The organism is Tatumella terrea, from assembly GCF_039523755.1.
In the GTDB taxonomy this organism is placed as follows: Bacteria; Pseudomonadota; Gammaproteobacteria; order Enterobacterales; family Enterobacteriaceae; genus Tatumella; species Tatumella terrea.
In genome coordinates, this window is the sequence record NZ_BAAAFX010000013.1 from 169,318 (window position 1) to 195,742 (window position 26,425).

The 26,425-nt window shown below is 54.3% G+C and carries 27 protein-coding genes and 1 other RNA gene; 18 read left to right on the forward strand and 10 right to left on the reverse strand.

Annotation, left to right across the window (positions count from 1 at the left end):
- Positions 1–3 precede the first annotated feature (3 nt).
- From ABD035_RS08905 to zapA, 6 genes are all read right to left on the reverse strand, one after another.
- The gene (locus tag ABD035_RS08905; protein WP_343869466.1) at positions 4–771 is read right to left on the reverse strand and encodes an oxidative stress defense protein; all 768 of its coding nucleotides are present in this window, start codon (positions 769–771) and stop codon (positions 4–6) included.
- 98 nt (positions 772–869) lie between these two features.
- The gene (locus ABD035_RS08910) at positions 870–1,499 is read right to left on the reverse strand and encodes a LysE family transporter (protein ID WP_343869468.1); all 630 of its coding nucleotides are present in this window, start codon (positions 1,497–1,499) and stop codon (positions 870–872) included.
- A gap of 147 nt (positions 1,500–1,646) precedes the next feature.
- Complete coding sequence (mscS, locus tag ABD035_RS08915) at positions 1,647–2,516, reverse strand: small-conductance mechanosensitive channel MscS (protein WP_212715124.1); 870 nt, start codon at positions 2,514–2,516, stop codon at positions 1,647–1,649.
- A 256-nt stretch (positions 2,517–2,772) separates the two neighbouring features.
- The gene (locus tag ABD035_RS08920; RefSeq protein ID WP_343869470.1) at positions 2,773–3,360 is read right to left on the reverse strand and encodes a 5-formyltetrahydrofolate cyclo-ligase; all 588 of its coding nucleotides are present in this window, start codon (positions 3,358–3,360) and stop codon (positions 2,773–2,775) included.
- A gap of 119 nt (positions 3,361–3,479) precedes the next feature.
- Positions 3,480–3,663, reverse strand: a non-coding RNA gene (ssrS, locus tag ABD035_RS08925) — 6S RNA.
- 39 nt (positions 3,664–3,702) lie between these two features.
- Positions 3,703–4,032, reverse strand: a complete 330-nt coding sequence (gene zapA, locus ABD035_RS08930; protein ID WP_025902723.1) for a cell division protein ZapA — start codon at positions 4,030–4,032, stop codon at positions 3,703–3,705.
- A gap of 165 nt (positions 4,033–4,197) precedes the next feature.
- On the opposite strand from zapA, the gene ABD035_RS08935 reads away from it, so the two are divergent.
- The 5 genes from ABD035_RS08935 (at position 4,198) to pncA (ending at position 9,900) form a co-directional block, all read left to right on the forward strand.
- The gene (locus ABD035_RS08935; protein ID WP_212715126.1) at positions 4,198–4,776 is read left to right on the forward strand and encodes a YecA/YgfB family protein; all 579 of its coding nucleotides are present in this window, start codon (positions 4,198–4,200) and stop codon (positions 4,774–4,776) included.
- A gap of 52 nt (positions 4,777–4,828) precedes the next feature.
- The gene (gene pepP / locus ABD035_RS08940) at positions 4,829–6,157 is read left to right on the forward strand and encodes a Xaa-Pro aminopeptidase (RefSeq protein ID WP_343869890.1); all 1,329 of its coding nucleotides are present in this window, start codon (positions 4,829–4,831) and stop codon (positions 6,155–6,157) included.
- Positions 6,158–6,175: 18 nt separating this feature from the next.
- Complete coding sequence (gene ubiH / locus ABD035_RS08945) at positions 6,176–7,354, forward strand: 2-octaprenyl-6-methoxyphenyl hydroxylase (RefSeq protein ID WP_343869473.1); 1,179 nt, start codon at positions 6,176–6,178, stop codon at positions 7,352–7,354.
- A gap of 13 nt (positions 7,355–7,367) precedes the next feature.
- Positions 7,368–8,576 (forward strand): FAD-dependent 2-octaprenylphenol hydroxylase, encoded by a 1,209-nt coding sequence (gene ubiI, locus ABD035_RS08950; RefSeq protein ID WP_343869475.1) that lies wholly within the window; start codon positions 7,368–7,370, stop codon positions 8,574–8,576.
- Between the two features lie 667 nt (positions 8,577–9,243).
- Positions 9,244–9,900 (forward strand): bifunctional nicotinamidase/pyrazinamidase, encoded by a 657-nt coding sequence (gene pncA / locus ABD035_RS08955; protein ID WP_343869478.1) that lies wholly within the window; start codon positions 9,244–9,246, stop codon positions 9,898–9,900.
- A 174-nt stretch (positions 9,901–10,074) separates the two neighbouring features.
- Here the strand turns inward: pncA and ABD035_RS08960 are convergent, their stop codons facing one another.
- Positions 10,075–10,317 carry a hypothetical protein gene (locus tag ABD035_RS08960; RefSeq protein WP_343869480.1) on the reverse strand — a complete coding sequence of 81 codons (243 nt, stop codon included), beginning with the start codon at positions 10,315–10,317 and terminating at the stop codon, positions 10,075–10,077.
- Between the two features lie 212 nt (positions 10,318–10,529).
- Here ABD035_RS08960 and ABD035_RS08965 point away from each other — a divergent pair, with 212 nt between their 5' ends.
- From ABD035_RS08965 to trhA, 6 genes are all read left to right on the forward strand, one after another.
- The gene (locus tag ABD035_RS08965) at positions 10,530–10,970 is read left to right on the forward strand and encodes a GNAT family N-acetyltransferase (protein ID WP_212715131.1); all 441 of its coding nucleotides are present in this window, start codon (positions 10,530–10,532) and stop codon (positions 10,968–10,970) included.
- Between the two features lie 612 nt (positions 10,971–11,582).
- Positions 11,583–12,677 carry a glycine cleavage system aminomethyltransferase GcvT gene (gcvT, locus tag ABD035_RS08970; RefSeq protein WP_343869483.1) on the forward strand — a complete coding sequence of 365 codons (1,095 nt, stop codon included), beginning with the start codon at positions 11,583–11,585 and terminating at the stop codon, positions 12,675–12,677.
- 24 nt (positions 12,678–12,701) lie between these two features.
- Entirely contained in the window at positions 12,702–13,085 is a 384-nt protein-coding gene (gene gcvH, locus ABD035_RS08975) for a glycine cleavage system protein GcvH (protein ID WP_212715133.1), read from the forward strand.
- A 102-nt stretch (positions 13,086–13,187) separates the two neighbouring features.
- A complete protein-coding gene (gene gcvP / locus ABD035_RS08980; RefSeq protein WP_343869486.1) occupies positions 13,188–16,061 on the forward strand; it encodes an aminomethyl-transferring glycine dehydrogenase in 2,874 nt (957 codons plus the stop codon).
- 77 nt (positions 16,062–16,138) lie between these two features.
- Positions 16,139–16,678, forward strand: a complete 540-nt coding sequence (locus tag ABD035_RS08985; protein ID WP_343869488.1) for a GNAT family N-acetyltransferase — start codon at positions 16,139–16,141, stop codon at positions 16,676–16,678.
- A gap of 149 nt (positions 16,679–16,827) precedes the next feature.
- Positions 16,828–17,481, forward strand: coding sequence for a PAQR family membrane homeostasis protein TrhA (gene trhA, locus ABD035_RS08990; protein WP_343869490.1), 654 nt, complete (start codon positions 16,828–16,830; stop codon positions 17,479–17,481).
- Between the two features lie 111 nt (positions 17,482–17,592).
- Here trhA and ygfZ read toward each other — a convergent pair whose 3' ends face one another.
- Together ygfZ and ABD035_RS09000 are read right to left on the reverse strand one after the other, a co-directional pair.
- Positions 17,593–18,573: a tRNA-modifying protein YgfZ gene (gene ygfZ / locus ABD035_RS08995; protein WP_343869492.1), complete on the reverse strand. Its 981-nt coding sequence runs from the start codon at positions 18,571–18,573 to the stop codon at positions 17,593–17,595.
- Between the two features lie 149 nt (positions 18,574–18,722).
- Entirely contained in the window at positions 18,723–19,340 is a 618-nt protein-coding gene (locus ABD035_RS09000; RefSeq protein WP_343869494.1) for a LysE family translocator, read from the reverse strand.
- A gap of 390 nt (positions 19,341–19,730) precedes the next feature.
- On the opposite strand from ABD035_RS09000, the gene sdhE reads away from it, so the two are divergent.
- Both sdhE and ABD035_RS09010 read left to right on the forward strand, forming a co-directional pair.
- Positions 19,731–20,015, forward strand: coding sequence for an FAD assembly factor SdhE (gene sdhE / locus ABD035_RS09005; protein ID WP_212715139.1), 285 nt, complete (start codon positions 19,731–19,733; stop codon positions 20,013–20,015).
- Positions 19,978–20,406, forward strand: a complete 429-nt coding sequence (locus ABD035_RS09010) for a protein YgfX (RefSeq protein ID WP_343869497.1) — start codon at positions 19,978–19,980, stop codon at positions 20,404–20,406. Before sdhE ends, ABD035_RS09010 begins: the two co-directional genes overlap by 38 nt.
- Positions 20,407–20,412: 6 nt before the next feature.
- On the opposite strand, the gene fldB is transcribed toward ABD035_RS09010, so the two are convergent.
- Positions 20,413–20,931, reverse strand: a complete 519-nt coding sequence (gene fldB / locus ABD035_RS09015) for a flavodoxin FldB (RefSeq protein WP_343869499.1) — start codon at positions 20,929–20,931, stop codon at positions 20,413–20,415.
- Positions 20,932–21,684: 753 nt separating this feature from the next.
- On the opposite strand from fldB, the gene ABD035_RS09020 reads away from it, so the two are divergent.
- The 5 genes from ABD035_RS09020 to dsbC all read left to right on the forward strand — a co-directional run bounded on the left by ABD035_RS09020 (position 21,685) and on the right by dsbC (position 26,425).
- The gene (locus ABD035_RS09020) at positions 21,685–21,885 is read left to right on the forward strand and encodes a hypothetical protein (RefSeq protein ID WP_343869501.1); all 201 of its coding nucleotides are present in this window, start codon (positions 21,685–21,687) and stop codon (positions 21,883–21,885) included.
- A gap of 254 nt (positions 21,886–22,139) precedes the next feature.
- Entirely contained in the window at positions 22,140–22,778 is a 639-nt protein-coding gene (locus ABD035_RS09025; protein WP_343869502.1) for a glutathione S-transferase family protein, read from the forward strand.
- Positions 22,779–22,859: 81 nt separating this feature from the next.
- Positions 22,860–23,294, forward strand: a complete 435-nt coding sequence (locus tag ABD035_RS09030; protein ID WP_343869504.1) for a hypothetical protein — start codon at positions 22,860–22,862, stop codon at positions 23,292–23,294.
- 1,483 nt (positions 23,295–24,777) lie between these two features.
- Positions 24,778–25,692, forward strand: a complete 915-nt coding sequence (gene xerD / locus ABD035_RS09035; protein WP_212714222.1) for a site-specific tyrosine recombinase XerD — start codon at positions 24,778–24,780, stop codon at positions 25,690–25,692.
- 28 nt (positions 25,693–25,720) lie between these two features.
- Complete coding sequence (dsbC, locus tag ABD035_RS09040; RefSeq protein ID WP_212714221.1) at positions 25,721–26,425, forward strand: bifunctional protein-disulfide isomerase/oxidoreductase DsbC; 705 nt, start codon at positions 25,721–25,723, stop codon at positions 26,423–26,425.

A 26,425-nucleotide genomic window follows, 5' to 3' on the forward strand; every position in this document is an offset into this window, starting at 1 on the left:
GGTTCACGGCTGGTTTTGCGGTGCTGTCGCAGGTGTGGCGGCAGGCTTCGCTGGCCGGGCCAGTTCGAAGACGACACTCACGTTATCATCAAAACTGATGCTCTGCTGCTCATAGGTCTGCTGTGGTGTGGTATCTGCACTGGCTTTCGCCAGGCTGTACATCCGCATTGCCGGACGGGCTGAGACATCTTCGGTGTGGTACTGAATGCTCCATACCGGCCCGAGCTGAGAATTAAAGCCTTTTGCCAGCGCATTTGCCTGCGAAATGGCATCTTTAATGGCTTCGTCCCTGGCCTGCTGCTGATAGCGCTGCGGCTGACTGACCCCGGGAGTGACCGAACGGATTTCATTAAGCCCTGCTTTTAATGCATCGTCCAGCAAGGTATTCAGTTTATCTATCTGCCGGACAGTGACCGTGACCTGACGCAATGCCTGATAGCCGGTCAGCTGGGCTTTACCCTGCTTACTGTAATCGTATTGTGGCTGTGTACTGATATTGGCGGCATCAATATCCTTTTTCGCGATCCCCTGCTGTTGCAGGTAATCAAAGTATTGTGCTACCCGATCATCCACACGTTTTTTCGCTTCTGTCGCCTGCCTGGCCGTTTGCTCTACGACAATCGTCAGCGTCGCCATATCCGGCTTTACGTCCACCGAGGCGTGGCCGGAGGTACTGATATGTGGCTGGTCCGGTACGTCAGCCGCCATGACAGGCAGCCCCGACAGACTGCCGGCCAGTACAACAGATATCACCAGTGGGTGAAGTTTCACAGATTCTCTCCCGGAAAGTTAGCATCAGGCTGTATGTAATCGAACTATAGCCCATTGGATTCAGACGGCAGGGGAAAGTTCGCCAGACAGACAAAGCTTTACATAGCGTCCCTGAGCATACGGATCCCGTCTTCAAATAGCCGGAATGCCAGAAAGAACATCATTAGCGCCACCAGTAAATTGATGATCTGGCGTGTGCGCGGACGCCGTAACCAGGGGGATAATGTTCCGGCAAGCAGTGCCAGCGCATAAAACCAGACGACAGAGGCGGTAATGGCTCCGGCGGCAAACCAGCCGCGTTCCGTTGCCGGCACCTGACTCCCCAGGCTCCCCAGTACAACAAACGTATCCAGGTAGACATGCGGGTTCAGCCAGGTGACTGCGAATAATGTCATCAGTAATTTCAGACGCTGACGGCCGGAGGGTTGCCGGTCATTCTCTGCCGGTGCCGGTCTGAACACCTGCCGCAACGTCCCCCAGCCATACCAGAGCAGAAATGCACAACCAGCCCAGGTAATGCACTGTAATGCCAGCACAGAATGCTGTAACAGCGCACTGCCACCAAAAATACCGGCGCCGATTAATACCACATCACTGAGCATACAAAAGCTGGCCGCCATCAACGCATACTGACGTAAGATCCCCTGATTCAGTATCAACGTATTCTGGGGGCCTAACGGCAGGATAAGTGCCGCCCCGAGGGTAATTCCTTGTAAATAGAATAACATAACTATATCTCCGCAAATTTATGTGCAGAGTCTGGCGATTTTCCACGATAAAAGGAAATGGAAAGAACTTATCGGTAATTAGTAAAACTTATGCGGAGGGGGCGGCGGAAGACGCCTGTCTGTGGTGAGCACAGACAGGCGGAGGGATTACTCTGCAGTTTCGGCTTTTACTGACGCCTGATTGTACAGATGCACATCCATCTGCGGATACGGCAGACCAATTTTGTTGGTATCCAGAGCACGTTTAAAGGCTGCCATCAGATCCCAGTAGGTCTGAGTCTGGTCATTGTATGTCGTCCAGCAACGCACAACGATATTCAGGCTGGAAGCCCCCATTTCGTTCAGCGCGACAACAATAGGCTTATCCTGAAGCACACGACTTTCCGCTTCAACGACCTTGCGCAGAACAGAGAACACTTCATCAATATCAGAATCATAAGAGACACCGATAATAAACTGGCTGCGGCTTAATGGCTCACGACTGTAGTTAGTGATTTTAGCAGAGATAATGCTGCCGTTAGGCACCACCACCATATTGCCATCGCTGGTTTTCAGTGTGGTAGAGAAAATCTGAACACTCAGTACGGTACCGGAAGCGCCACCGATATCCACAAACTCACCGACCCGGAAAGGACGTAATGTTACCAGCAGTACACCGGCGGCAAAGTTGGACAGCGATCCCTGCAGCGCCAGACCTACGGCCAGACCTACAGCACCTAATACAGCGATCACCGAGGCAGTCTGAACGCCGACGCGGCTCAGTGCGGCAATGACGGTAAATGCGATGATGACATAACGCAGAAGTACCGCCAGGAAGTCGGCAACGGTCTGATCGATGCTACGGGCGCGCAGTACTTTATTTAACCCGTTGGACACCACACGGGCGACAATGAAACCCACAAAGAGAATGGCAATTGCTGCTGCAATGTTTACCGCATAACTCAGCAATAGGTCCTGATTGCGTGCCAGCCAACTGCCGGCATTGTGGAGGCTTCCCACAACATTTAAGTCTTGCATTTAATAATCCTGTAATAAAATTCCTGAGTGAAACGAACAGAGCCTGCCACTCCGACAGCTCAGCACAAGGGTAAACAATAAATGGTAAAATGCCAAACGCGGATTGGCGGGAGTGTGTTGGGAGTATCTGTTTATCTGTGGTTTTTTGTCTGTTCGGTTTGAGGTTTTTATGGTCAGGCGGGTGAGTTTTCCGTGCGGTTTAAAGTTTTTTATTATCAGGCATGCTGACCGGGCCGTAGGCCCGGACGACTGTGGCTTACCACTGCCAGATCTTTTCCGGGGTGATGATCACCGGCAGCGGTATATCCCACTGTTCCGTAGGCAGGGCAGGGACCTGCTGGCAGCAATGGGCCAGGCCTGCGGGCAGTACACCATGCTGCTGCCAATGCTGTAACGTCCGGTCGTAGAAGCCGCCGCCCATCCCCAGCCGTTGTCCCTGAGCATCAAAGGCGACCAGTGGCACCAGAATCATATCCAGCGTATCCAGCGGTGCCAGCTCCGTCAGGTTTAATGACGGTTCAGGGATGCCGAAGCGATTAGGCTTCAGTGGTGTATCGGGAAGATAACGGATAAACAGCAACTGCCCCTGCGAAAAAGGATGCAATACCGGCAGATAAACCTGCTGTCCGCGTTGCCATAACCGGGCGATCAGGGGCCGGGTATCCAGTTCGCCGTCGAAAGAAAGAAACAGAGCAACGTTCCTCGCCTGCGCTAATAAAGGAAAGGAAAGGGCGCGTTCCGCCACCTGTTGTGCGGCCAGTTGCTGTTGCTGCGGGCTGAGAGCCTGGCGCTGGCGGCGTATCTGTGCACGGATCTGTTGTCGTTCAGACTGAGAGTAAGTCACGGCATTTCCGTAAAAAGTAAGGATAACGGATATTCTGACACAGAAGATGAGGATACCGGAAGGCAGAAACGGGATGACTCAGGGAAGAAGTGTCCGGAAGGACAGGAACGTCGTAAGGGGAGATCTCCGGGATGCCGCTGCAGGCTGTAACCCTTGAACCCTTGGTTCAAGGTGAACATGCCGTCATTATTATCAGGCTTCCCGGACGAACCGGGCATGCACACAAAAAATGAAGCGCCACATTCTGTTGGTATGAAATATCGGCTCAGGGGACTGGCCCGCTCGCAAACATCCCAGAGAAAATTTACTTCATGGAAATTGTAGCACAGGATCCATAAAGTGTTATTCGAATTTAGGTCCCTGATGGTCGGTGATCCGACCCTGCTCAACTAATGCCTGTTCAATAGTCTGTTGCAGCATGCGAATACGTTGTTCCATATTCGATGCATAATCACGGGTTTTGCTTTTTTCCTGCGCCAGTTCATGGCAGATGTTTAATGCTGCTATGAACACTAGCTGCTCGGTATTGTTCACCCGGGTGCGGACTTTTAAGTCCTGCAACCGCTGGTCGAGGTCAGCTGCGGCCGCATTCAGCGCTTCCTGCTGTTCCGGCGGACAGTTAACTCTTAATGAACGACCAAAAATTTGTATATCTACTGGTTGCGCAGACATGCCACCTTCCTGACTGATTACATTGCCCGCATCCGAGACGCTTTATCGGGGAACGGGGGCCACTATATAGACCTGAATAATAACTTACAACCCCTTTTCTGGAATCCTTCAGGCTGCTAGTGGTAGCATACCATGAACTTAACTTTCCAACATTGATGAATAACTATGTCCTTACAGAACGCACTACCTTCCTATGATGCATTGTCTGCCACACTCTCTTCGCAGGGGGTAGGAATGACAGCGGCAGAAATGCACGGTTTGATCAGTGGTATCATCTGTGGTGGCAATCAGGATCACAGCTGGAAAACCTTAGTCCATGACCTGGCCAATGATGGCCTGGCCTTCTCACAGACGCTCTCTCAGCCGCTGCAGGAAATGCGCGATGCGGTGTTACAGACACTGGAAGACGATGGCTTTATGTTCCGCTTACTGATGCCTGAAGACGGTCAGACAACTGTCTTTGAGCGTGCCGATGCGCTGGCTGGCTGGGTTAATCACTTCCTGCTGGGCCTGGGCGTCACCCAGCCTAAACTGGATAAAGTGACCGGTGAAGCCGGCGAAGCCATCGATGACCTGCGAACTATCGCGCAGTTAGGCTACGATGAAGACGAAGACCAGGAAGAACTGGAGCAGTCCCTGGAAGAAGTGCTCGAATATGTCCGCGTCGCGGCGGTCCTGTGCTATGAAACGTTTAATCGTCCTCAGCCGACGGCGGTTGAAGTTAAGAAACCGACGCTGCATTAATTAATTTTTATCTCCCGGTCGTCACCGGCCGGGTCAACAGGGAGCACTGATGATGATCACGCAGGAAAATTACCAACGGCGCCGCCAGGCACTCCTGGCAAAAATGGTCCCGGGCAGTGCTGCATTATTCTTTGCCGCCCCGGAAGTCACCCGCAGCCGCGACACCGAATACCCTTTTCGCCAGAACAGCGATTTCTGGTATTTCACCGGCTTTAATGAGCCTCAGGCGCTCCTGTTACTGATAAAAAGTGATGAAAATCATAATCACAGCGTGCTGTTCAACCGGGTCCGGGATGTCACCGCAGAGATCTGGTCGGGTCGTCGTCTGGGCCAGGATGCTGCCCCGCAAAAACTCGGTGTCGATAAAGCGCTGCCCTGGGAAGATCTGGACGATCAGCTCTATCAACTGCTCAATGGTCTGGATGTGGTGTACTTTGCGCAGGGCGAGGATGAGTCAGCCGACAGCAAAGTCTTTAACGCGCTTAATAAATTACGTCAGGGCAGCCGTCAGAACCTGCGCGCGCCCGGTACACTGACCGACTGGCGGCCGCTGGTCCATGAAATGCGTCTGTTTAAAGATAATGAAGAGATAGCGATCCTCCGTCAGACCGGGAAAATCAGTGCACTGGCCCATCAGCGGGCGATGGAAGTCTGTCGGCCGGGAATGTACGAATACCAGCTCGAAGGTGAAATCCATCACGAGTTCAGCCGTCATGGCTCACGGTTTCCTTCGTACGGCACTATCGTAGGTGGCGGTGAAAACGGCTGTATTCTGCATTACACCGAAAATGAGAGTGAATTACGCGACGGTGATCTGGTGCTGATTGATGCCGGGTGTGAGCTCTACGGCTATGCCGGTGACATTACGCGCACGTTTCCTGTGAACGGACGTTTTAGTCCGGCACAGCGTGAAATCTATGACATCGTACTGGAATCACTGGAAACAGCATTATCCCTCTACCGTCCCGGCGTCAGTATCCGTGAGGTGAATGACGAGGTGGTGCGTATCATGGTGACCGGGCTGGTACGGCTTGGCATACTGCAGGGAGACATTGAGACGCTGATCGCGGAAAATGCTCACCGTCAGTTCTATATGCATGGGCTGGGCCACTGGATGGGGCTGGATGTGCATGATGTGGGTGATTACGGATCACCGGCACGTGAACGCCTGCTGGAGCCGGGAATGGTATTGACCGTGGAACCGGGGCTTTATATTGCGCCGGATGCGGAGGTTCCGCCCCAATACCGCGGCATTGGTATCCGTATTGAAGACGATATCCTGATTACTGAGCAGGGTCATGAAAACCTGACCGATACTGTAGTAAAAAATGCAGATGATATTGAAGCACTGATGGCAGAAGCCAGACAGTCACACCGCTAACAGGTGAAATAGCGCAGCATGAGCATGATTATCGCAGGGGGAGGGATGGCCGGTGCAACACTGGCGCTGGCGGTCTCTCACCTCACACAGGGAAAACTTCCTGTCACACTGATTGAAGCAACCACGCCCGGCGAGCGCGGGCATCCCGGTTTTGATGGCCGGGCGATAGCCCTGGCAGCGGGAACCTGTCAGCAGCTGGAACAGATTGGTATCTGGTCACATCTTGCCGGCTGTGCGACGCCGATCACCGACATTCACGTCAGTGATCGCGGTTTTCCGGGCCATGTCGGCATCCGTCATGATGAGTACGGGCTGCCGGCGCTGGGCAATGTGGTCGAACTGCATGATGCCGGACAACAACTGTTTTCACGCCTTAAGCATGCCCCTGGCGTGACGGTGATCTGTCCTGCACGGGCGGAAAGTGTCTCGCGGACAGCTGAGCAGGTTACGGTTACGCTGGATAATGGCGAACAACTGCAGGCGAAGTTGCTGGTGGTGGCCAATGGTTCCGGGTCTTCTCTGGCAGCGGACTGTGGCGTGCGCTGGCAGCAGGAGGATTATCAGCAGATTGCGGTGATCGCCAATGTCAGAACCCGCGAATTACCCGCCGGCAGAGCCTATGAACGGTTTACGCCGCACGGCCCGCTGGCACTGTTACCCATGTCCGGTGATCGTTACTCTCTGGTCTGGTGCCATCCGACGGAGAGACGTTCACAGGTGGAGGCCTGGAGTGAACAGCAATTCCTGGATGAACTGCAGAAAGCATTTGGCTGGCGGCAGGGACGTTTTATCCGTTGCGGTAAACGTGACTACTATCCGCTGGTATTACAGCAGGCACAGGAAATCACCCGCCATCGGTTGGTGGTGGCCGGGAATGCAGCCCAGACGCTGCATCCGATTGCGGGACAGGGGTTTAATCTTGGCCTGCGTGACGTTATGACGCTGGCAGAAACGGTCGCCCGGGCAAATGATGCCGGGGAAGATATTGGTGAGTACGCCGTGCTGCAGCGCTATCAGGAACGGCGTGAACCTGACCGGCAGAAAACCATCGCTGTTACCGATGGCCTGGTACGGCTTTTTTCTAACCGGAATCTGCCGTTAGTCGCGGGTCGTAATATTGGCTTAACGGTGATGGATAAAATGCCGTGGCTTAAACATCAGCTGGCCGGGCGTACCCTGGGCTGGGTGAAACGTTAATGAGAGAGTACTGATGCAGAGCTTTGATGTTGTCATCGCCGGTGGCGGAATGGTGGGTCTGGCGGTTGCCTGCGGTTTGCAGGGCAGTGGCCTGAACGTTGCGGTACTGGAGAAGTCACCGCATACCCCGCCGGATCTGCAGGCAGCCCCGTCGGTCCGTGTGTCGGCGATTAATCGTGCCAGCGAACGTCTGCTCAGTCACCTCGGTGTCTGGCAGGATATTCTGGCGATGCGCGCCAGCGCTTATCACGGCATGGAAGTCTGGGAAAAAGACAGCTTTGGTCATATCCGTTTTGACGATCAGCATCAGGGAATGACCAGCCTGGGCTATATTGTTGAAAATCAGGTGCTGCGCGAAGCGTTATGGCAACGGGCCAGCCGCTGCAGTGACGTGACACTGATCGCTCCGGCACAGCTTCAGCAGGTCGCATTCGGTGATAACGAAGCTTTCGTTACGCTGGAAGACGGCACTATGCTGACGGCACGGTTACTGGTTGCGGCGGACGGCGCAGATTCCTGGCTGCGAAAAAAAGCGGATATTCCGCTGATGTTCAGGGACTACCAGCATCATGCGCTGGTGGCCAATATCCGTACGGAGCAGCCCCATCATTCCGTCGCCCGGCAGATCTTTTACGGTGAAGGCATTCTGGCTTTTCTGCCGCTCTCTGATCCGCATCTGAGTTCGATTGTCTGGTCCTGCGAACCGCAACAGGCTGAACGACTGAAGGGGATGTCTGAAGATCAGTTTAATCAGCAACTGTCGGTCGCGTTTGATATGAAGCTGGGGTTATGCAGCGTGGAAAGTGAGCGCCAAACCTTTCCGCTGATGGCACGTTATGCCCGGCAGTTTGCTGCGCACCGGCTGGCACTGGTGGGCGATGCGGCCCATACTATCCATCCGCTGGCCGGGCAGGGGGTAAACCTCGGCTTTATGGATGCCGCAGAGCTTATCGGTGAGATCCGTCGCCTGCAGCAGCAGGGCAAAGACATTGGTCAGCATCTCTACCTGCGTCGTTATGAACGCAGTCGCAAGCACAGCGCGGCGATGATGCTGGCGTCGATGCAGGGCTTCCGTGAACTGTTTGCCGGCAGCAACCCGGCCCTGAAATTACTGCGTGATTTCGGGCTGAAGATGGCCGATACCCTGCCCGGGGTTAAGCCGAAATTGCTGCAGCAGGCAATGGGCCTGCATGACTTGCCTGAGTGGCTGAAAAACAGCTAGTCCGGCTGAAACGGCCCGTCACCAGGCGGGCCTTTTTACGTACTCTTCCAACTGATGGTTGCTGAGGGACATCGTTATTTTCTGTAAACACCCGGGAATCGTTGAGTGTTCCTGGCGTTAGTCAATGATCATCTGTACAGCCACAGCCACAGCCACAGCCACAGCCACAGCCACAGCCAGTGAGAATTCTCTGTTTATACGGGCTTTCTGGCAGCGTTGCGGGAACCTCCGTGATCACCGATTTTTAATGTTCACTCTCCACGACAATCCGTTAAGCAGGGAATACTCCGCCGCAATTAACTGACGGCCGTGAACCGGAGCAGAGTTACGCCGGGTATGCCTGTCGCTTTCGGGACAAATGCTCTGTTTATACTGACTACTGACTACTGACTACTGACTACTGACTACTGACTACTGACTACTGACTGCTGACTGCTGACTGCTGAGTGCTGCGGGAACCTCCGTGATCACCCCTTTTTAATGTTCACTCGCCACGACAATCCGTTAAGCAGGAAATATGCTGCCGCAATTAACTGACGGCCGTGAACCGGAGCAGAGTTACACCGGGTATGCCTGTCGCTTTCAGGCGGGAACTCTGTTTATACTGGCTTTCTGACACCGCTCCCGGGGGCCCGGAGCCTTACAGTGAACTGACGGAGATAACGTTATGTCTTTACCTGAACCCTTCGCGCCGGACCGGCACAGGGCGTTAATTGTCGTGGATGTGCAGAATTGCTTTGTGACCGGCGGGAGTCTGGCGGTTCCCGGCGGCGAAACGATCATTCCACGGGTCAACCAGCTGGCCCGTGGTTTCAGTAACGTTGTTCTGACTCAGGACTGGCATCCGCATAACCATTTGTCGTTCGCCGAAAATCATCCCGGTAAACAGCCCGGCGATATCATCGAAACCCGTTATGGCCCTCAGCACCTCTGGCCGGTGCATGCGGTGTGGGAAAGTGAAGGAGCAAAGCTTCATAGCCAGCTGGACATTCCGCACGCCCGGCTGATTATCCGCAAAGGTTGCCATCAGGATATCGACAGTTACTCCGCCTTTACCGAAGCCGACCGGCAGACAACGACCGGACTGGCCGCCTGGCTGCAGGCCCTTGAGATCAGTAGCGTTTATATTGTTGGTCTGGCGACGGATTTCTGTGTGGCAATGACCGCTATTGATGCACGACTGGCAGGGTTCACTACCACGGTAATCGAAGATGCCTGCAAGGGGATCGATTTTCAGGGTTCTCTGGCCGCGGCGAGGGCCGATATGCTGAGCCATGGCGTCATACTGACGAATTCGACTGAACTGCTGCCCGCCGACCTATAAACGGCAGCCTTTATTCACCCATGCACCGTGACACCGGGCCGGAGCGGTGTTTACGGGATGACCTTTACCTGAGTTCAGGCCGCCGCGTGAATGACCGGGCAGCATGACGACATTTCTCTGTAAACCTGGCGGGTGCAATCCGGCGGTTTACCGGGGAAGGCCGCCTGGCTGCAGTTATTTCAGAATGGCGGTCAGAAGACTACTGAATACGGACCCGGTGATAAACGCGTGCTCCGTGGTGACTGTCTGCTGGCTCAGGTCTGCCAGTCTGCGGAGTGCGCTCTCCGCATCCATGGCATTCACTTCTTCAAAGCATTTCTGCCAGCCTTCCGCGGCCAGTTGCGCGGATTTTTCCACATCCTGCCTGTCTGTGGCGGCGATGTGGTTACCCTTTTTGAAAAAACAGAACTCCGGCATGGTTTCCCCCGCGAACAATGGTGTCGTCAGAAATAACATAGCTAATGTGGACTGATTTTGTACAGTGCCGTCTTTCAGTTATGTCAGAGACAGGGGCTGAACGGAACCCGTACGCTTTTCCGGCTAACCCGTCTGTCATTCCCCGAAAGCAGATATACAAGCGGTATTCCGGTGGTTATTCTGACTTATCACAAAAAGAAAGAGAGGGCAGAATGACGGTTCGTATACGCGAGGTTCAGGCCGGGGATTACGACGCCTGGATGACACTGTGGCAGCAATATCTGGCCTTTGCCGGCAGTGAGCTTGATCAGTCGGTGACCTTATCGACCTGGGAAAGAGCACTGTCGCCAGACTCTTCACTGATGTGCAGGGTGGCGGAGACAGATAAGCAGATTATCGGGTTTGCTATCTTTGTTTTACATGAAGGAGCCTGGTATACGCAGCCTTTGTGTTATCTGGAAGATCTCTTTGTGGACGAGACCATGCGGGGGCTGGGTGCGGGTAAAGCGCTGATCGAAGCCATCCGTGACGAAGCTAAAGAAAAATCCTGGGCGAAAGTTTACTGGATAACCCGTGAGTCCAATCCGGCAAGAAAGCTCTACGACAGGCTGGCTGAACTGGGCGATTTTGTTCGTTACAGTATCAGTCTGTAAACTGCACCCTGTAAACATACACAGACCGGGCATCTGCCGGACAGAAGAGCGTCTGACCACTGAGTGACCGGTCTGTTATGACCCCGATGCCGTTGTCCCGGGCCGGGCCGGGGAAGAACAGACTAGTGATCGTCCGGCGATAAGCGGAATACCTCTTTATGATAGCGTTCCGGCATAACCATGGGGCATTTCCCGCGAGAACAGCTTCCTGTCATTCAGTCGCGGGACAACAGGTCGTGTTGCACCACTTTTGAACCTCATTTGATTTATTCTAATTCGACGTCCTCCTTTGCCATACTTTTTCTAATCCTTAGCAAAAACACGGTCATTAATTTGTCACCGGCATTCGCCGGTCAGTTGTCTTTAAATTCTGCTCTAAGGAGTGTCTGACGGTGATTTGTTCAGGGAACCGTCGGTTATCTGGTGTTTTTTGCTGCAGAAGGTTCTGCACCATCAGGGGGCATCACGGTTTTTTGCCATTATTTTGCTTATGGTGAAGTACCGAATTCGGTGGTAAGTTTTTCACAGGGTATCGTTTGCGCCCGGGGTTTTAACCCCGGAACACGTAAATCACCACCGGTAAACCTCTCACTTTTCGACAGGACGACGGTTATGACTCAGCACACCCCCTTATTTGAACAGCATCAGGCCTGTGGTGCCAGGATGGTCGATTTCCATGGCTGGATGATGCCGCTGCATTATGGCTCGCAGATCGATGAGCATCTGGCGGTGCGGCAGGATGCCGGAATGTTTGACGTCTCCCACATGACGATCGTGGATCTGCACGGTGCCCGGACCCGTGAGTTTCTTCGTTATCTGCTGGCCAATGATGTCGCACGGCTGACACACCCCGGCAAAGCGCTCTATACCGCCATGCTGAATGCCTCCGGCGGCGTGATTGATGATTTGATCGTTTACTTTCTGACAGAGGATCACTTCCGGCTGGTGGTCAACTCTGCGACCCGCGAAAAAGATCTAGCCTGGATCAGCTCTCATGCGGTGCCTTTTGGTGTCACCTTACAGGAACGCAGCGAACTGGCGTTAATTGCCGTTCAGGGGCCTCATGCTCAGCAAAAAGTACAGGGCCTGCTGACAGAGAGCCAGCGGCAGGACACTGAAGGGCTGGCACCGTTCTTCGGTGTACAGAGCGGAGAGTGGTTTATTGCTACCACCGGTTATACCGGTGAGTCGGGTTATGAAATAGCGCTACCGGCAGAACAGGCACCTGATCTGTGGCGGCGTCTGCAGGAGGCCGGTGTCAGGCCTGCCGGGCTGGGTGCCCGTGACACACTGAGGCTGGAAGCCGGGATGAATCTCTACGGGCAGGATATGGATGAGGGCGTCTCGCCGCTGGCCGCCAATATGGGCTGGACCATTGTCTGGCAGCCGGAAGACAGACAGTTTATTGGCCGTGAGGCCCTGGAAGCGCAGCGTGAGCGGGGGACCGAAAAACTGGTCGGTCTGGTGCTGAAAGAAAAAGGCGTCCTGCGTCACGCGCAACCGGTGCTGTTTACCGATACCGATGGCGTCCGTCAGCAGGGCATTATCACCAGTGGATCGTTTTCACCGACCCTGGGCGTCAGCATTGCCCTTGCCCGCGTGCCCGCTTCCATCGGCGACAGTGCCGTGGTACAGATAAGACAGCGCGAAATGCCGGTTACCGTCTGCAAACCGGTGTTCGTTCGTGCTGGTAAACCTTTGGTATAACAATAATTTCAGGAGATAACCCGAATGAGCAATGTTCCGGCTGAATTAAAATACCGCGAGAGTCATGAATGGGTGCGTCAGGAAGCTGACGGCAGCGTTACCGTCGGGATCACCGAACATGCGCAGGAATTACTGGGCGATATGGTGTTTGTTGACCTGCCGGATGTCGGCGCTCAGGTCACCCAGGGAGAAGATTGTGCGGTAGCTGAGTCCGTGAAGGCCGCTTCTGATATTTATGCACCGCTCAGCGGTGAAGTGATTGCGATTAATGAGGCGCTGGGTGAGCACCCGGAACTGGTGAACAGCGCGCCTTATGAGAACGGCTGGCTGTTTAAACTGAAACCAGCCAGCGACAGTCAGCAGGGACTGCTGGATGCGGAAGCCTATACCGCGTCTATCGGCGAATAAACGCCCTCCGGTGACCGGCAGAATACTGCCGGTGCCCTCTGCCAGAGCAGGAACTCTGCGTCCTGCTATTTATCTTCCCGCCTGATTCAGGATGCAAAGCGAATGACCCGGACACTCAGCCAGCTCGAAAATCAGAATGACTTTATTACCCGCCATATCGGACCCTCACCACAGCAGCAGGAAAAAATGCTGCAATCTATCGGTGCCGGCTCTCTGCCGGAACTGATCGATGCCATCGTGCCACAGGATATCCGTTTGCCTGAACTGCCGGCGGTCGGTGAGGCCGTCACGGAACAACAGGCGCTGGCTGAACTGAAGGCGATCGCCGGGCGTAATAAGCGCTTTAAATCCTGGATTGGTATGGGGTACAGCGCGGTGATCACCCCGCCGGTGATCCTGCGTAATCTGCTGGAAAATCCGGGCTGGTATACCGCTTACACCCCTTATCAGCCGGAAGTGTCGCAGGGGCGTCTGGAAGCGCTACTTAATTTTCAGCAGGTCACTCTTGACCTGACCGGGATGGATATTGCCTCGGCCTCCTTACTGGATGAAGCCACGGCTGCGGCTGAAGCCATGGCGATGGCGAAACGGGTCAGTAAGCTTAAAAATGCCAATAAGTTTTTTGTGGCGGAAGATGTGCATCCGCAGGCCCTCGATGTGGTGCGCACCCGCGCCGAAACCTTCGGGTTTGAACTGATTATCGATGCGGCAGAGAAGGCGGTGGATCATCAGGATCTGTTTGGTGTACTGCTGCAGTATTGCGGCACCCGGGGCCATCTGCATGACTATCGGGATCTTATCGCGACCCTCAGGGAACGCAAAGTCATTGTCAGCATGGCGGCCGATTTTATGGCGCTGGTGCTGTTAGCCTCACCGGGTGAACAGGGAGCTGACATTGTCTTTGGCTCCTCCCAGCGCTTCGGGGTACCGATGGGCTACGGCGGACCGCACGCAGCGTTCTTTGCCAGCCGGGATGAGCATAAACGCGCGATGCCTGGCCGCATTATCGGGGTATCCCGGGATGTCAGCGGTAATCAGGCACTGCGTATGGCGATGCAGACACGAGAGCAGCATATCCGCCGTGAAAAGGCCAATTCCAATATCTGTACCTCACAGGTGTTACTGGCCAATATTGCCGGTATGTATGCGGTCTATCATGGTCCGCTGGGACTTAAAAAAATTGCCGAACGCATCCACCGTCTGACCGATATTCTGGCTGCCGCCCTGCAGCAGCAGGGGTTCAGACTCCATAACAGTCACTGGTTTGATACGCTGATGGTGGAAGTCAAAGATAAAGCCGCTGTACTGAAGCGGGCGGCCGATCATCAGGTAAATCTGCGGACCGATTTACCTCAGGCCATCGGCGTGACGCTGGATGAAACGACCCGTCGGGAAGATTTACAGGTATTACTGACCATTCTTACCGGCAATGATGTGCCGATCGATTTTGACGTGCTGGATGCTCAGGCAGCCGCTGAAAGTGCCTCCGTGCCGGTGGCGTTATATCGCACGAAAGCCATTCTCACCCATCCGGTGTTTAACCGTTATCATAGCGAAACGGAAATGATGCGTTATATGCACCGGCTGGAAAGCAAGGATCTGGCCCTGAATCAGGCCATGATCCCGCTGGGCTCCTGCACCATGAAGCTGAATGCGGTCGCTGAGATGTTACCGGTGACCTGGCCGGAATTTTCAGAACTGCACCCGTTTTGCCCGACATCCCAGGCAGAAGGATACCTGGAAATGATAGCCACGCTGTCCCGCTGGCTGGTCCGACTGACAGGTTACGATGCACTGTGTATGCAGCCTAACTCGGGCGCACAGGGAGAATATGCCGGTTTACTGGCAATCCGTCGTTATCATGAAAGCCGTCACCAGCCGGAGCGTAATATCTGCCTGATCCCGGCCTCGGCCCACGGGACCAACCCTGCGTCTGCACAGATGGCAGGCATGTCGGTGGTGGTGGTCGCCTGCGATAAACAGGGGAATATTGACCTGAATGATTTGCGTGTGAAGGCAGAGCAGGCAGGTGAGCAGCTTTCCTGCATTATGGTGACTTACCCTTCCACCCACGGGGTGTATGAGTCGACGATCCGTGAAGTCTGCAGCATCGTCCATCAGTACGGAGGGCAGGTGTATCTGGATGGCGCAAATATGAATGCTCAGGTGGGGCTGACCTCACCCGGCTTTATCGGTGCCGATGTCTCGCATCTGAATCTGCACAAAACCTTCTGTATTCCGCACGGCGGCGGCGGGCCGGGGATGGGGCCAATCGGTGTTAAGGAGCATCTGGCACCGTTCGTGCCCGGGCACAGTATCGTCCGGGTGGCAGACGTCCTGACCCGTGAAGGGGCCGTGTCTGCGGCACCTTTTGGCAGTGCATCTATTCTGCCTATCAGCTGGATGTATATCCGAATGATGGGAAGCGAAGGCCTGCGGCAGGCCAGCTCTGTGGCTATCCTGAATGCTAACTATATTGCCCGCCGTCTGGGTGAGGCTTATACCATTCTCTATACCGGAGAGCAGGGGCACGTGGCGCATGAATGTATTCTTGATATTCGTCCGCTGAAAGAAAAGAGCGGTATCAGCGAAATGGATATCGCTAAGCGACTGATTGACTACGGGTTCCATGCACCGACCATGTCTTTCCCGGTAGCAGGGACACTGATGGTGGAGCCAACCGAATCGGAAAGCCTGCATGAGCTGGACCGCTTTATTGAGGCGATGCTGGCTATCCGTGGCGAGATAGAGAAGGTCATCGCGGGTGAATGGCCTGCGGAGGATAACCCGCTGGTCAATGCGCCACATACCCAACAGGAACTGGCCGCTGAATGGTCGCATTGTTATTCCCGTGAACTGGCGGTGTTCCCGGCGGGCAGTGATAATAAATACTGGCCGACAGTGAAACGTCTGGATGATGTTTACGGGGACCGTCATCTGTTCTGTTCCTGCGTCCCCGTCAGCGATTATCAGTAACCTGCTCTGCGCGGCTGTCTTCCGGGACAGCCGTTGTTTTACGATGAATCTGATCTGTTTGTTACCCGGGAATAGCAATGACTCCGTTTATTACCCCCCGCTTATCCGGCCGTCAGCTGAAGGCAGATGACTGGCCATTTTTCCTGCAACTGTACCGCGACCGGCAGGTCATGCGATTTATCAGCGACCCGCTGAGTGAAGAAAGTATCCGTGAGAAATTTAACAGCCGTCTGCCGCTATGGCAGAGAAGCAGCGATCACTGGCTGTGTCTGTTGCTGAGTGAACGCGACAGCGGAGAGCCGGTCGGCCTGACCGGCTTTTGTCTGCAGGAAACCGGCGCTGAGGCCGGTTTTATCTTCTCCCCGCAGGGGCAGGGAAAAGGGTATGCTGCCGAATCGCTGAATACCCTGGCTGCGCGTTTTTTCAGCGAGGGTTACGGCGACCGTTTATGCTGTCAGGTCACCGAAGGTAATGAGGCCTGTCAGCGGCTGATGCAGCGCTGTGGTTTTCGTCTGACAGAACGGCAGTCACGGAGCTTTTATCTGGCAGGACAATGGCATGATGACCTGCATTTTGTTCGTTACGCTAGCGACCCGAAACCGGAGATACCGGGGTAAGAGTGCTTCCATTAGTGCCGGGATTTTTCGCAGGCGGCAGACACAGGCATTCACAAAAAAAATTCAGCTTACACCTGTACACTGAAAATATTCTTCGCTACGCTACCTGTGCATTACCGGAAACAACGTACTGAAATCAGGAAGCCTGCATGACACAATATCGTTTATTTCCGAAGGGATATTCTCTGGCCGAAGAGGTGGCTAACAGCATCAGCCACGGACTGGGATGCCTGTTCGGAGTTGTCGGACTTGTACTGTTACTGACCCGGGCCATTGAACACAATGCCGGGGCGATCACCATTATCAGTTATACCCTGTACGGCAGCAGTATGATCCTGCTGTTTCTGGCCTCAACCCTGTATCACGCTATTCCTTCGCCGAAAGCCAGGCCCTGGCTGAAAAAATTCGACCATTGTGCGATCTATCTGCTGATCGCCGGGACTTACACCCCTTTCTTACTGGTCGGGCTGAAATCGCCGCTGGCACATACGTTAATGGTCGTGATCTGGGCATTAGCCCTGGCGGGCATTATTTTTAAACTGACGATAGCCCATCGTTTTAAGATCCTGTCGCTGGTCACTTATCTGCTGATGGGCTGGCTGTCACTGATCGTGGTGTATCAGATGGCGACCCGGCTTTCATCCGCCAGTGTCTGGCTGCTGGCGATGGGCGGCATTGTCTATTCGCTGGGGGTGATATTCTATGTATCGCGGCGCATCCCTTATAATCATGCGATCTGGCATGGTTTTGTGCTCGGAGGAGCAATCTGTCACTTCTGCGCTATCTACTTCTACGTTCACTAAACTGCACAGCGGCGCCATAAAGGCTCCGCTGTTACCGTTTTAAGGCCGGGCAACTGCCCGGCATCGTGAATCCCGGGGCCCGGTCAGGATGCTGAACGGACCCGTGGCCGATTACTCTTCGTCGGTGAGAGAATAAGGCAGGGGTTGTACCGTTAATACTGCGCCTTCATCGCCTTCAGGACGCAATACACTCTCTGCTTCCAGGTCATTATTCAGCACCGCCTGTACGGACACCCGGCCGTCATTGAGCTTCACGGCGGCCAGCACGGTACCGGTTTTACGCCACCGCTCACCCATCTGTAATTCCAGCGCAGCACCGGCCGTCGGCAGGTGTTCTGCTGTGCCCAGCAGCCAGTACAATGCCCGTTTGTTGGCTCCGCGATACTTCGCCCGGGCAACCATTTCCTGGCCGGTATAGCAGCCCTTTTTAAAGCTGATCGCCTGTAATGCCTGCAGGTTAGTGGCCTGCGGGATAAACTCAGCGCTGGTGGCCTGGTCGATCACCGGCTGACCGGCGGCAATGTCCAGCGCCAGCCACTGCTGACTGTCTCCGGTCTGTGCAGGGTTCAGAGCCTGGCGCAGGGCGGCGGTCTGTTCCTTGCCGGCGATCAGGATAAAGCGTTCGGTCGGGTGGCCCTGCCATAGCAACAGCTGATCCTCTGCCAGTACGCGGGGCTGGTCGTGATCCGGTAACACACCGAAATGAACCGCCAGAGCCTCGCGGGCACCTTGTCCGGCAATGCCGGTCAGCTGACGGCTGTCGTCGTCACTCAGCGTCACTTTGGCAAAGACCGCATATTTTTTCAGCGCGGCCAGCTGTTCATCACGCACCTGGCGGCGCAGAATATAGCCGTAATCTTCCGTATCATGAAAAAGACGCAGACTGCTCCACATTTTACCTTTGGCATCACAATGGGCGGCCAGCCGGTGGTCATTTTCCGGCAGGGCGGCAACATCCAGCGTCAGTTGCCCCTGCAGATAGCTGGTACTGTCCGGGCCGCGGGCAGTGACCAGCGCCCAGTCATCAAGGTCGACGATAGTCAGAGGCAGAGTCTCTGCGGCTGCCGGTTGAGAGAGAGTATTTTCTGGCATAGGACATCCTGTGGCTTAAGTGAGCATCAGCGCATGGCTGAGCCGGGTTCGCAGTCGTATTAAGGGCATTATTCACCAAAGGCCGACCGCTGAAAAGGGCGAAACCACACGGGAAATGCGTTATATGGCGGGTGCCTGTCCGCAAAAGATTACCTGAACAGTAATTTCAGGCCGGTGAAGGCCAGCAGACCGGCACTGCAGCGGTCAATCAGGGGCCGGTAACGGAGATAAGCATGACGCGGGCTGCGGGCAGAAAGCAGAGCGGCTACCAGTAAATACCACGAGACATCGATGATAAATGCCATCGCGGGTAGAGTCACCGACATCCGGGGCGCGGAAGCTGAGCTTAATACCGAAGAAAACAGGCTGACAAACACCAGTGCGGTCGCCGGGTTGTTTAACTGTGTCAGCAATCCGGAGAGAAAAGCCCGTCCGGGACTGTGATGGATATTCTGCCCGCCGCTGACGGTAGCCCCGACAGAGCGGCGTACTATTTTTATCGCGCCCCATAACAGATAAAGCCCGCCGGCGATTTTCAGCGTCAGACAGAGGCCCGGGATACAGAGCAGCACGGCATGTAAGCCTGACAGCGCAACGCCAGCGAAAATAGCCGCCCCGCTGGCCAGCCCGACCGCGACCGCCGCGGCCGCAGAAAACGAACAAGAGATTGCAGTCCTCGCCGCCAGCAAAAAACTGGCCCCGGGGCTCATTGCGCCGGACAGGATGGCAAAGCCGATAAGCGTAAGTGTGGCAAAATCTGACGTCACAGGCGTTCCTTAAGTCCGGGACAATGTTAGCCCGCACCCAGCGACAGGATCGGGCAGGGTGGTAAAGCCGATAAGCGTAAGTGTGGCAAAATCTGATGTCACAGGCGTTTCTTAAGTCCGGGACAATGTCAGGCCGCACCCTGTGACAGGATCGGGCAGGGTGGTAAAGCCGATAAGCGTAAGTGTGGCAAAATCTGATGTCACAGGCGTTTCTTAAGTCCGGGACAATGTCAGGCCGCACTCAGCGACAGGATCGGGCATGAAAATCCAGTATTCCTGAATAACTGCGTACCCGCACGTGTTTTTTAATGACCGGCAGCGGCTATTGTCGCCTGTCTGTGCATTACGGGGTAAACTGAGCATCCTCAGGAACCCTACACAGGACAAATCATGCCGGAACAAACTTCCCCGGGTATCAATGATAAAGCCCGTATTCAGTGGGCCTGCCGTCGGGGCATGCTGGAGCTGGATATCGCTATTATGCCGTTCTTCAGATATGAATATGACACGCTCACCGACCCTGAGAAGCAGACGTTCATCGCTTTGTTACGGGCAGACGATCCGGATTTATTTAACTGGATGATGGGCAACGGAGAGCCGGCGGATGCGGACCTCCGTAACATGGTGCAATTGATCCGTGAACGTAACCAGCAACGCGGCCCGGTGGCAGAGTGAATTAGTCCCTTCCCGGCTGGCCTGCCGTATTCAGTGCGGTGTTCAGGCGCTGATCGTGCTGGCTGTTGCTTTTACCCCCTGGACCTGGGGCGGCGGCATCTTAAAAGTAATAGCTCTTTGCCTGGTATGGCAGGAGGGGCGACTGGGGCGAAGACGTTTTCGTGAGCGTCGCGGCCCGCTGGAAGTGGATGCACAGGGGAGGTGGCGCTGGCAGCAACAGCGCTGGCGGACCCGGCGGGAACCTGGCTGGTTACCCTTTGCTGTGTTGCTTTCTCTGGAAAATGAACACGGGCAACGTCTGCGTTTCTGGCTGATGCAGGATGCGATGCCCGCGCAGGACTGGCGGGCCTTACGAATGCACTGGTTTTATTGCCGGAGTGATCCGCGCTAAACGGATTTACAGCAGTTTTTCCACTTCGGTCAGGATCTGTTCACACCAGCGTTCGACGCGGTCATCGGTCATTTCGAACTGGTTAACATCATCCAGTGCCAGCCCGACAAACTTATCCCCTGCCGGCAGCACAGCTTTAAGGCTGATAAATTCGAAGCCTTCGGTCGGCCAGTGCCCGATAAACTGAACGCCCATGGGTTTCAGCAGATCATGCAGCATGCCGAGCGCATCGAGAAACCATTCACTGTAACCAATCTGATCACCCATGCCATAGAGTGCCACGGGTTTACCGCGCAGCTGCAGGTCAGGCAGCAGGGGCCAGATGGCTTCCCAGTCTTCCTGAAGTTCACCGAAATCCCAGGTCGGGATCCCCATAATCAGCAGGTCGTACTGCTGCATCGCTTCTACCGGTCCCTCTTTCACATTGTGCAATGTCACCAGGTCGTCACCGATAAAATCACGGATTTTTTCCGCGACGATTTCGGTATAACAGGTGCTGGAACCGTAGAATAATCCGATTTTCATAATTACCTTGCTAATTCAGACAGTCAATTTTAGTGCCGTGAGTGAATTATCTAATAATGCCTGATAAAGCCTAAGAAAAAATACATTCTGCCGTCAATTAATGGCTTTTGCGCAACGGATAGCGCTCTGAGCCCTGACTGGCCGGAACAGTTTTCCTTTTTTACTCTGAACAGGTTCCGCCCGTTCCTGTCCGTTTGGGAGAGTTCCCGGATCCCTGCTCCTCGTGTACAGTCTTGTAAGGCAAAGCCCTAATTCGCGTTTTCCCCGGTTTTAGTACCGGGATGAAGAGGGCCCTGCGCCCGTTGCCCGGTCGCCTGTGGCGCGGGTAAGGCAGCCTGCCTGATAATAAAGCGAACGGAACACTCACGACCTGATTATAAAAAAACAACAGCTGAACTCCTTACCCACAGATCTGAGACAAAAATCTCCCTGTTTTTCTCCGTGTTGCCCAACCGCCTAAGGGGCACGTAATAAATTGCGCAACCGTTCACTGTTTTCTGGCTGACGTAATGTTACTTTCGCGTCTTCAGGCCAGGCCTCAGGCTGAAATCTTCCGTTAGCCGGCCCGGTACAGAGTCACTCATGTCTGTAAAATTCTCTGCGTTCGATTCTGGCGGGCTTTCGGGAGTGTTAGGTCTCAGAACGTAACTGGCTCTGAGTGAGCCTTAGGAAGTACACGCAGAGGGTGTCGGGGGCAATTTATCCGGACATGGATAGTGAAATCGCAGGCATCATTACCAGGATGATTCGATAATGATGAATGTTATTAAGAGAGTTTTAAGCCGGATATTCAGGTCATTAATTTCGTATTATGGGCCTGCAGCACTGACAATAATATTTGCTATGGTTCAGGGGGTGTTTTTCCCGGAGAGCCCAATCTGGCTTGTTCCGTTATTCTTTGTATTTGTGATGGTTGTTGTATCGATCTATGAAATTGTCAGATTAAAGCGCTAGTACTATCTTAAAGTTCTTATAACGACTACGTCACCGCGCCTGATACTGCTCTTCTTTTGCAGGCTATCTCTTCCCCCGGAGGTCCGGTAAATAATCACTCATGCCTGTGAAATTTTCTGCGTTCGATTCTGGCGGGATTCCGGGTGGCGGTATTGTTACTCTTAGGACTTAAAAGTGCTAAGTGGTCTCCGGACGGTGTACGTATCATCTGTCAGGGGACATTGACCAGAATGACATAAACAAAAGGAATCTAAATGTTAACTGTGTGGGGCCGGAAAACATCGTCCAATGTCCAGGCGTTAATGTGGTGCATTGGAGAACTACAGTTGCCTTATATCAGGCATGATGTGGGGCATAAGTATCAAGGGACTGACACGGACTTTTTTTATTCGCTGAATCCCAATCGCACCGTGCCGGTATTACAGGATGGCTCAGCCCCTCCTTTATGGGAGACGGGGGCTATTTTACGCTACCTGGCTAATCGCTATGCTTCGGATACTTTCTGGCCCCGCGATCCGCAGGAAAAGGCCAACGTGGACCGATGGGCGGAGTGGGCGAAAATTAACGTTGCAATGGCATTTACTGCACCTGTGTTCTGGCGAGTTGTCCGGACTCCGGAGAGTGAACGCGATGAAACGGCCATAAGGCAAGCGATGTTAACCCTGGAGAAAAACCTTTCGATCGCCGGGGAACAACTCAGTAAGTATAACTTTCTGGCAGGCGATGAGTTTTCACTGGCCGATATTCAGTTTGGTCATGTTTTATTCCGTTATTACGATATTGATGTGGTCCGGCAACCGCTCCGGCATTTGCATTCTTATTACCAGCGCCTGGCTTCTCGTCCTGCTTTTCAGGAGCATGTCATCGTATCTTATGAAGACCTACGTGCTTAGTGCGTCGCCCGGAGAGTATGACAATCCAGAGGCAGGCAGAACGTGTGTGGTCTCTGGTGCCAGCAATGGCAGGATGGGATTATGAGGAAGGTGATCGTCACTCTGATGGGTGTGATTGGTATAGCTGGTAGTGGCCTGGTTATTGGCTGGCCATATATCAGGATGGAATTGGCCGATAGCGCATATTATACCAGGCAAAATCATCGGGAGTATGAATATTACACGCCTGAGTTATTAAAAAAAATGCCAGAGGTATCAGAGGATTATAAATTCTGGTTCGGGAGGATCACCGGCACAGAAGCTAACGTCTTCACCGTGAAGTTTTATGGTGTTTCAGACACACGGAGTATCAGGGACTACCTGAAATCAGAGGGGTATGAACCCCAGGCATCTTGTGATGTTGAAGCCCAATGCTGGAAAAGCCGGGCGACCCATGATGAAGTCACGGTGGGCTATCTTCATTCTCAGACAGGGGTGTTTGTGCAGGTGTATCGACGTTTATATTCGGGTCAATAAGCCGGATAAAGGAAATCATCCTTGAGAGAGCATAAGCTTCAGCCCTGCCAACAAAAATAGCGCTATCAGGGTGGGGCATAGGCAGCCTGCCTTAAGATAAAGCGAACGGAACACTCACCGTGCTTATAATAAAAAACACATCCGGTTTACCCGGAATTCGTACCGGCGGGCAGGCTTGTCGCCAGGTCCGGAGTGCAGAGGGCGCGGTCCTGCGCCCTTTGCCCGGTCGCCCCCGGCGGGGCTAAGGCAGCCTGCCTTAAGATAAAGCGAACGGAACACTCACCGTGCTGATAATAAAAAGCGTTTCCGTTTTTTCACCGGTCTTACACCCGGTGAATTACCGCGACATCGCACCGCTGAGCGAATGAGTGCGTCCAGGACGAGCCGCAGGGACGCGGCGAGAGGTCACGCTGAGCAGGAGCGAATCGTGACCGGTCCGTAAAGGACATATAAGTAAGCGAAGGTACCGCGCAGCGGCGGGCAGGCTTGTCGCCAGGCCCGGAGTGCAAAGGGCGCGGCCCTGCGCCCTTTGCCCGGTCGCCCCCGGCGGGGCTAAGGCAGCCTGCCTTAAGATAAAGCGAACGGAACACTCACGACCTGATTATAAAAAACCACAGCCGAACGGAATATTCACGATCTGACATTAAACAACAGCCGAACTCACTAGCCACAGGCCTGAGAAAAAAATCCGCTGGTTTTCCCCGGTCCCACAGCCGTTGACTAACCGCGACATCGCACCGCTGAGCGAGCGAATATGTCCAGGACGAGCAGCATGGACGCGGCGAGAGGTCACGCTGAGCAGGAGCGAATCGTGACCGGTCCGTAAAGGACATATGAGTGAGAGAAGGTACCGCGTAGCGGCGGGCAGGCTTGTCGCCAGGCCCGGAGTGCAGAGGGCGCGGCCCTGCGCCCTTTGCCCGGTCGCCCCGGCGGGGCTAAGGCAGCCTGCCTTAAGATAAAGCGAACGGAATATTCACGGTCTGACCATAAAAACCCACAGCCGAACTCACTAGCCACAGGCCTGAGAAAAAAACCTCCGGTTTTCACCGGTTCCACAGCCGTTGACTTACCGCGACATCGCACCGCTGAGCGAGTGAATGCGTCCAGGACGAGCCGCATGGACGCGGCGAGAGGTCATGCTGAGCAGGAGCGAATCATGACCGGTCCGTAAAGGACAAATGAGTGAGTGAAGGTACCGCGCAGCGGCGGGCAGGCTTGTCGCAAGGCCCGGAGTGCAGAGGGCGCGGCCCTGCGCCCTTTGCCCGGTCGCCCCCGGCGGGGCTAAGGCAGCCTGCCTTAAGATAAAGCGAACGGAACACTCACCGTGCTTATAATAAAAAACGCTTCCGGTGTTCCCCGGAATCCTCCTATGTATTTGTAAAACCGCTCTCCCGTCCCACATTGTTTTAGCCATTGGCCGGGGATTTCAGGCATAATAGCGCAGCGAAACTTGTGGAAAAGCACCAAAAAGAGCGGAGGAACAGTGCAGGAAAATCAGCAACACGATGACAATCTGCGCAGGGTAGAGGTGTTTCTCGATACTGTCTGGATTGAACGTAATCTGGCGGAAAACACTCTGTCTTCCTACCGTCAGGATCTGCAACAACTTACCGACTGGATGAAACCGCAAGAACTCTCTCTGCTGACCGTTAGCGCAGCGGATTTACAGAACTTTCTTGCTGAACGGCTGGAACATGGCGCAAAAGCAAGCAGTTCGGCCAGACAACTGAGTGCGATGCGACGACTGTTTCAGTATCTGTACCGTGAAAAACAGCGTAGCGATGATCCGACGGCCATACTATCCTCTCCTAAACTGCCACAACGTTTACCGAAAGATTTAAGTGAGTCGCGGATAGAACGCCTGTTGCAGGCACCCTCGACCGAAATTCCGCTGGAATTGCGTGATAAAGCGATGCTGGAACTGCTTTATGCCACCGGTCTGCGGGTTTCAGAACTGGTAGGCTTATCGCTGAGCGATGTCAGCCTGCGCCAGGGGGTCGTGCGGGTGTTAGGTAAAGGCGACAAAGAGCGGCTGGTCCCGTTGGGCGAAGAAGCGATCTACTGGCTGGAACAGTATATGGAGTACGGCCGTCCATGGCTTATTCAGGGGCAGACACTGGATGTGCTGTTTCCCAGTACCCGGGCCCGGCAGATGACCCGGCAGACCTTCTGGCACCGGATTAAACATTATGCTGTGATCGCCGGCATCGACAGTGAAAGCCTGTCACCGCATGTACTGCGCCATGCCTTTGCCACACATCTGCTGAACCACGGTGCAGATCTGCGGGTGGTACAGATGCTGCTCGGTCACAGTGATCTCTCGACGACTCAGATTTATACCCATGTAGCCAATGAACGGCTGCGTCAGTTACATCAACAGCACCATCCCCGGGCCTGAGCTCCGGGATGAAAAGGACATCAGTTTCATGAAAAAAACTCTCTTAGCCGTCGCACTGCTGTGCTCCGCCTTGAGCGGACTGGCGCAGGCAGATGATTCCGCCATTCAGAGCACCCTGCAGAAACTGGGGGTGAAGGTCACCGATATCCAGCCTTCCCCGCTGCCAGGCATGAAAACCGTGCTGACCGACAGTGGTGTGTTTTATATGACCGACGACGGCAAACAGATGATTCAGGGACCACTCTATGATGTCAGTGGTCAGCACCCGGTCAATGTCACTTTCCGTCAGCTGGATAAGAAAGTGGAGCAGATGGTACCGGAGATGATCATCTATAAAGCGGCGAAGCAACAGCATGTGGTCACCGTATTTACCGATATTACCTGTGGCTATTGCCATAAGCTGCATCAGCAGATGGCAGACTACAACGCGTTAGGGATCACCGTACGTTACCTGGCCTTCCCGCGTGAGGGAATGGGCGGAGAAGTTGCAAAAGCAATGACTTCCGTCTGGTGTGCTGCGGATCGTAAAAAAGCCTTCGATGCGGCCATGAACGGTAATGTACCGCCGGCAGCAACCTGCAATATCGACCTGTCCCGCCAGTATCAGCTGGGCCTGATGTATGGTATTCAGGGGACCCCGGCCATCCTGACGGATACCGGTGTACTTATTCCCGGCTACCAGAGCCCGGAAGATCTGAAAAAATATCTCGATAGTCTGAAAGCAGGGCAGTAA

Bases quoted from the DNA above. Each gene is read 5' to 3' on its own strand.
- ABD035_RS09025 (WP_343869502.1), top strand. From the start codon at position 22,140: ATGTTAACTGTGTGGGGCCGGAAAACATCGTCCAATGTCCAGGCGTTA.
- fldB (WP_343869499.1), bottom strand. From the start codon at position 20,931: ATGAAAATCGGATTATTCTACGGTTCCAGCACCTGTTATACCGAAATC.
- mscS (WP_212715124.1), bottom strand. From the start codon at position 2,516: ATGCAAGACTTAAATGTTGTGGGAAGCCTCCACAATGCCGGCAGTTGG.
- ABD035_RS09020 (WP_343869501.1), top strand. From the start codon at position 21,685: ATGATGAATGTTATTAAGAGAGTTTTAAGCCGGATATTCAGGTCATTA.
- ABD035_RS08935 (WP_212715126.1), top strand. From the start codon at position 4,198: ATGTCCTTACAGAACGCACTACCTTCCTATGATGCATTGTCTGCCACA.
- gcvH (WP_212715133.1), top strand. From the start codon at position 12,702: ATGAGCAATGTTCCGGCTGAATTAAAATACCGCGAGAGTCATGAATGG.
- trhA (WP_343869490.1), top strand. From the start codon at position 16,828: ATGACACAATATCGTTTATTTCCGAAGGGATATTCTCTGGCCGAAGAG.
- pncA (WP_343869478.1), top strand. From the start codon at position 9,244: ATGTCTTTACCTGAACCCTTCGCGCCGGACCGGCACAGGGCGTTAATT.
- ubiI (WP_343869475.1), top strand. From the start codon at position 7,368: ATGCAGAGCTTTGATGTTGTCATCGCCGGTGGCGGAATGGTGGGTCTG.
- gcvP (WP_343869486.1), top strand. From the start codon at position 13,188: ATGACCCGGACACTCAGCCAGCTCGAAAATCAGAATGACTTTATTACC.
- ABD035_RS08960 (WP_343869480.1), bottom strand. From the start codon at position 10,317: ATGCCGGAGTTCTGTTTTTTCAAAAAGGGTAACCACATCGCCGCCACA.
- ABD035_RS08910 (WP_343869468.1), bottom strand. From the start codon at position 1,499: ATGTTATTCTATTTACAAGGAATTACCCTCGGGGCGGCACTTATCCTG.
- sdhE (WP_212715139.1), top strand. From the start codon at position 19,731: ATGCCGGAACAAACTTCCCCGGGTATCAATGATAAAGCCCGTATTCAG.
- ygfZ (WP_343869492.1), bottom strand. From the start codon at position 18,573: ATGCCAGAAAATACTCTCTCTCAACCGGCAGCCGCAGAGACTCTGCCT.
- ABD035_RS08985 (WP_343869488.1), top strand. From the start codon at position 16,139: ATGACTCCGTTTATTACCCCCCGCTTATCCGGCCGTCAGCTGAAGGCA.
- gcvT (WP_343869483.1), top strand. From the start codon at position 11,583: ATGACTCAGCACACCCCCTTATTTGAACAGCATCAGGCCTGTGGTGCC.
- ubiH (WP_343869473.1), top strand. From the start codon at position 6,176: ATGAGCATGATTATCGCAGGGGGAGGGATGGCCGGTGCAACACTGGCG.
- ABD035_RS08965 (WP_212715131.1), top strand. From the start codon at position 10,530: ATGACGGTTCGTATACGCGAGGTTCAGGCCGGGGATTACGACGCCTGG.
- zapA (WP_025902723.1), bottom strand. From the start codon at position 4,032: ATGTCTGCGCAACCAGTAGATATACAAATTTTTGGTCGTTCATTAAGA.
- pepP (WP_343869890.1), top strand. From the start codon at position 4,829: ATGATCACGCAGGAAAATTACCAACGGCGCCGCCAGGCACTCCTGGCA.
- ABD035_RS09030 (WP_343869504.1), top strand. From the start codon at position 22,860: ATGAGGAAGGTGATCGTCACTCTGATGGGTGTGATTGGTATAGCTGGT.
- dsbC (WP_212714221.1), top strand. From the start codon at position 25,721: ATGAAAAAAACTCTCTTAGCCGTCGCACTGCTGTGCTCCGCCTTGAGC.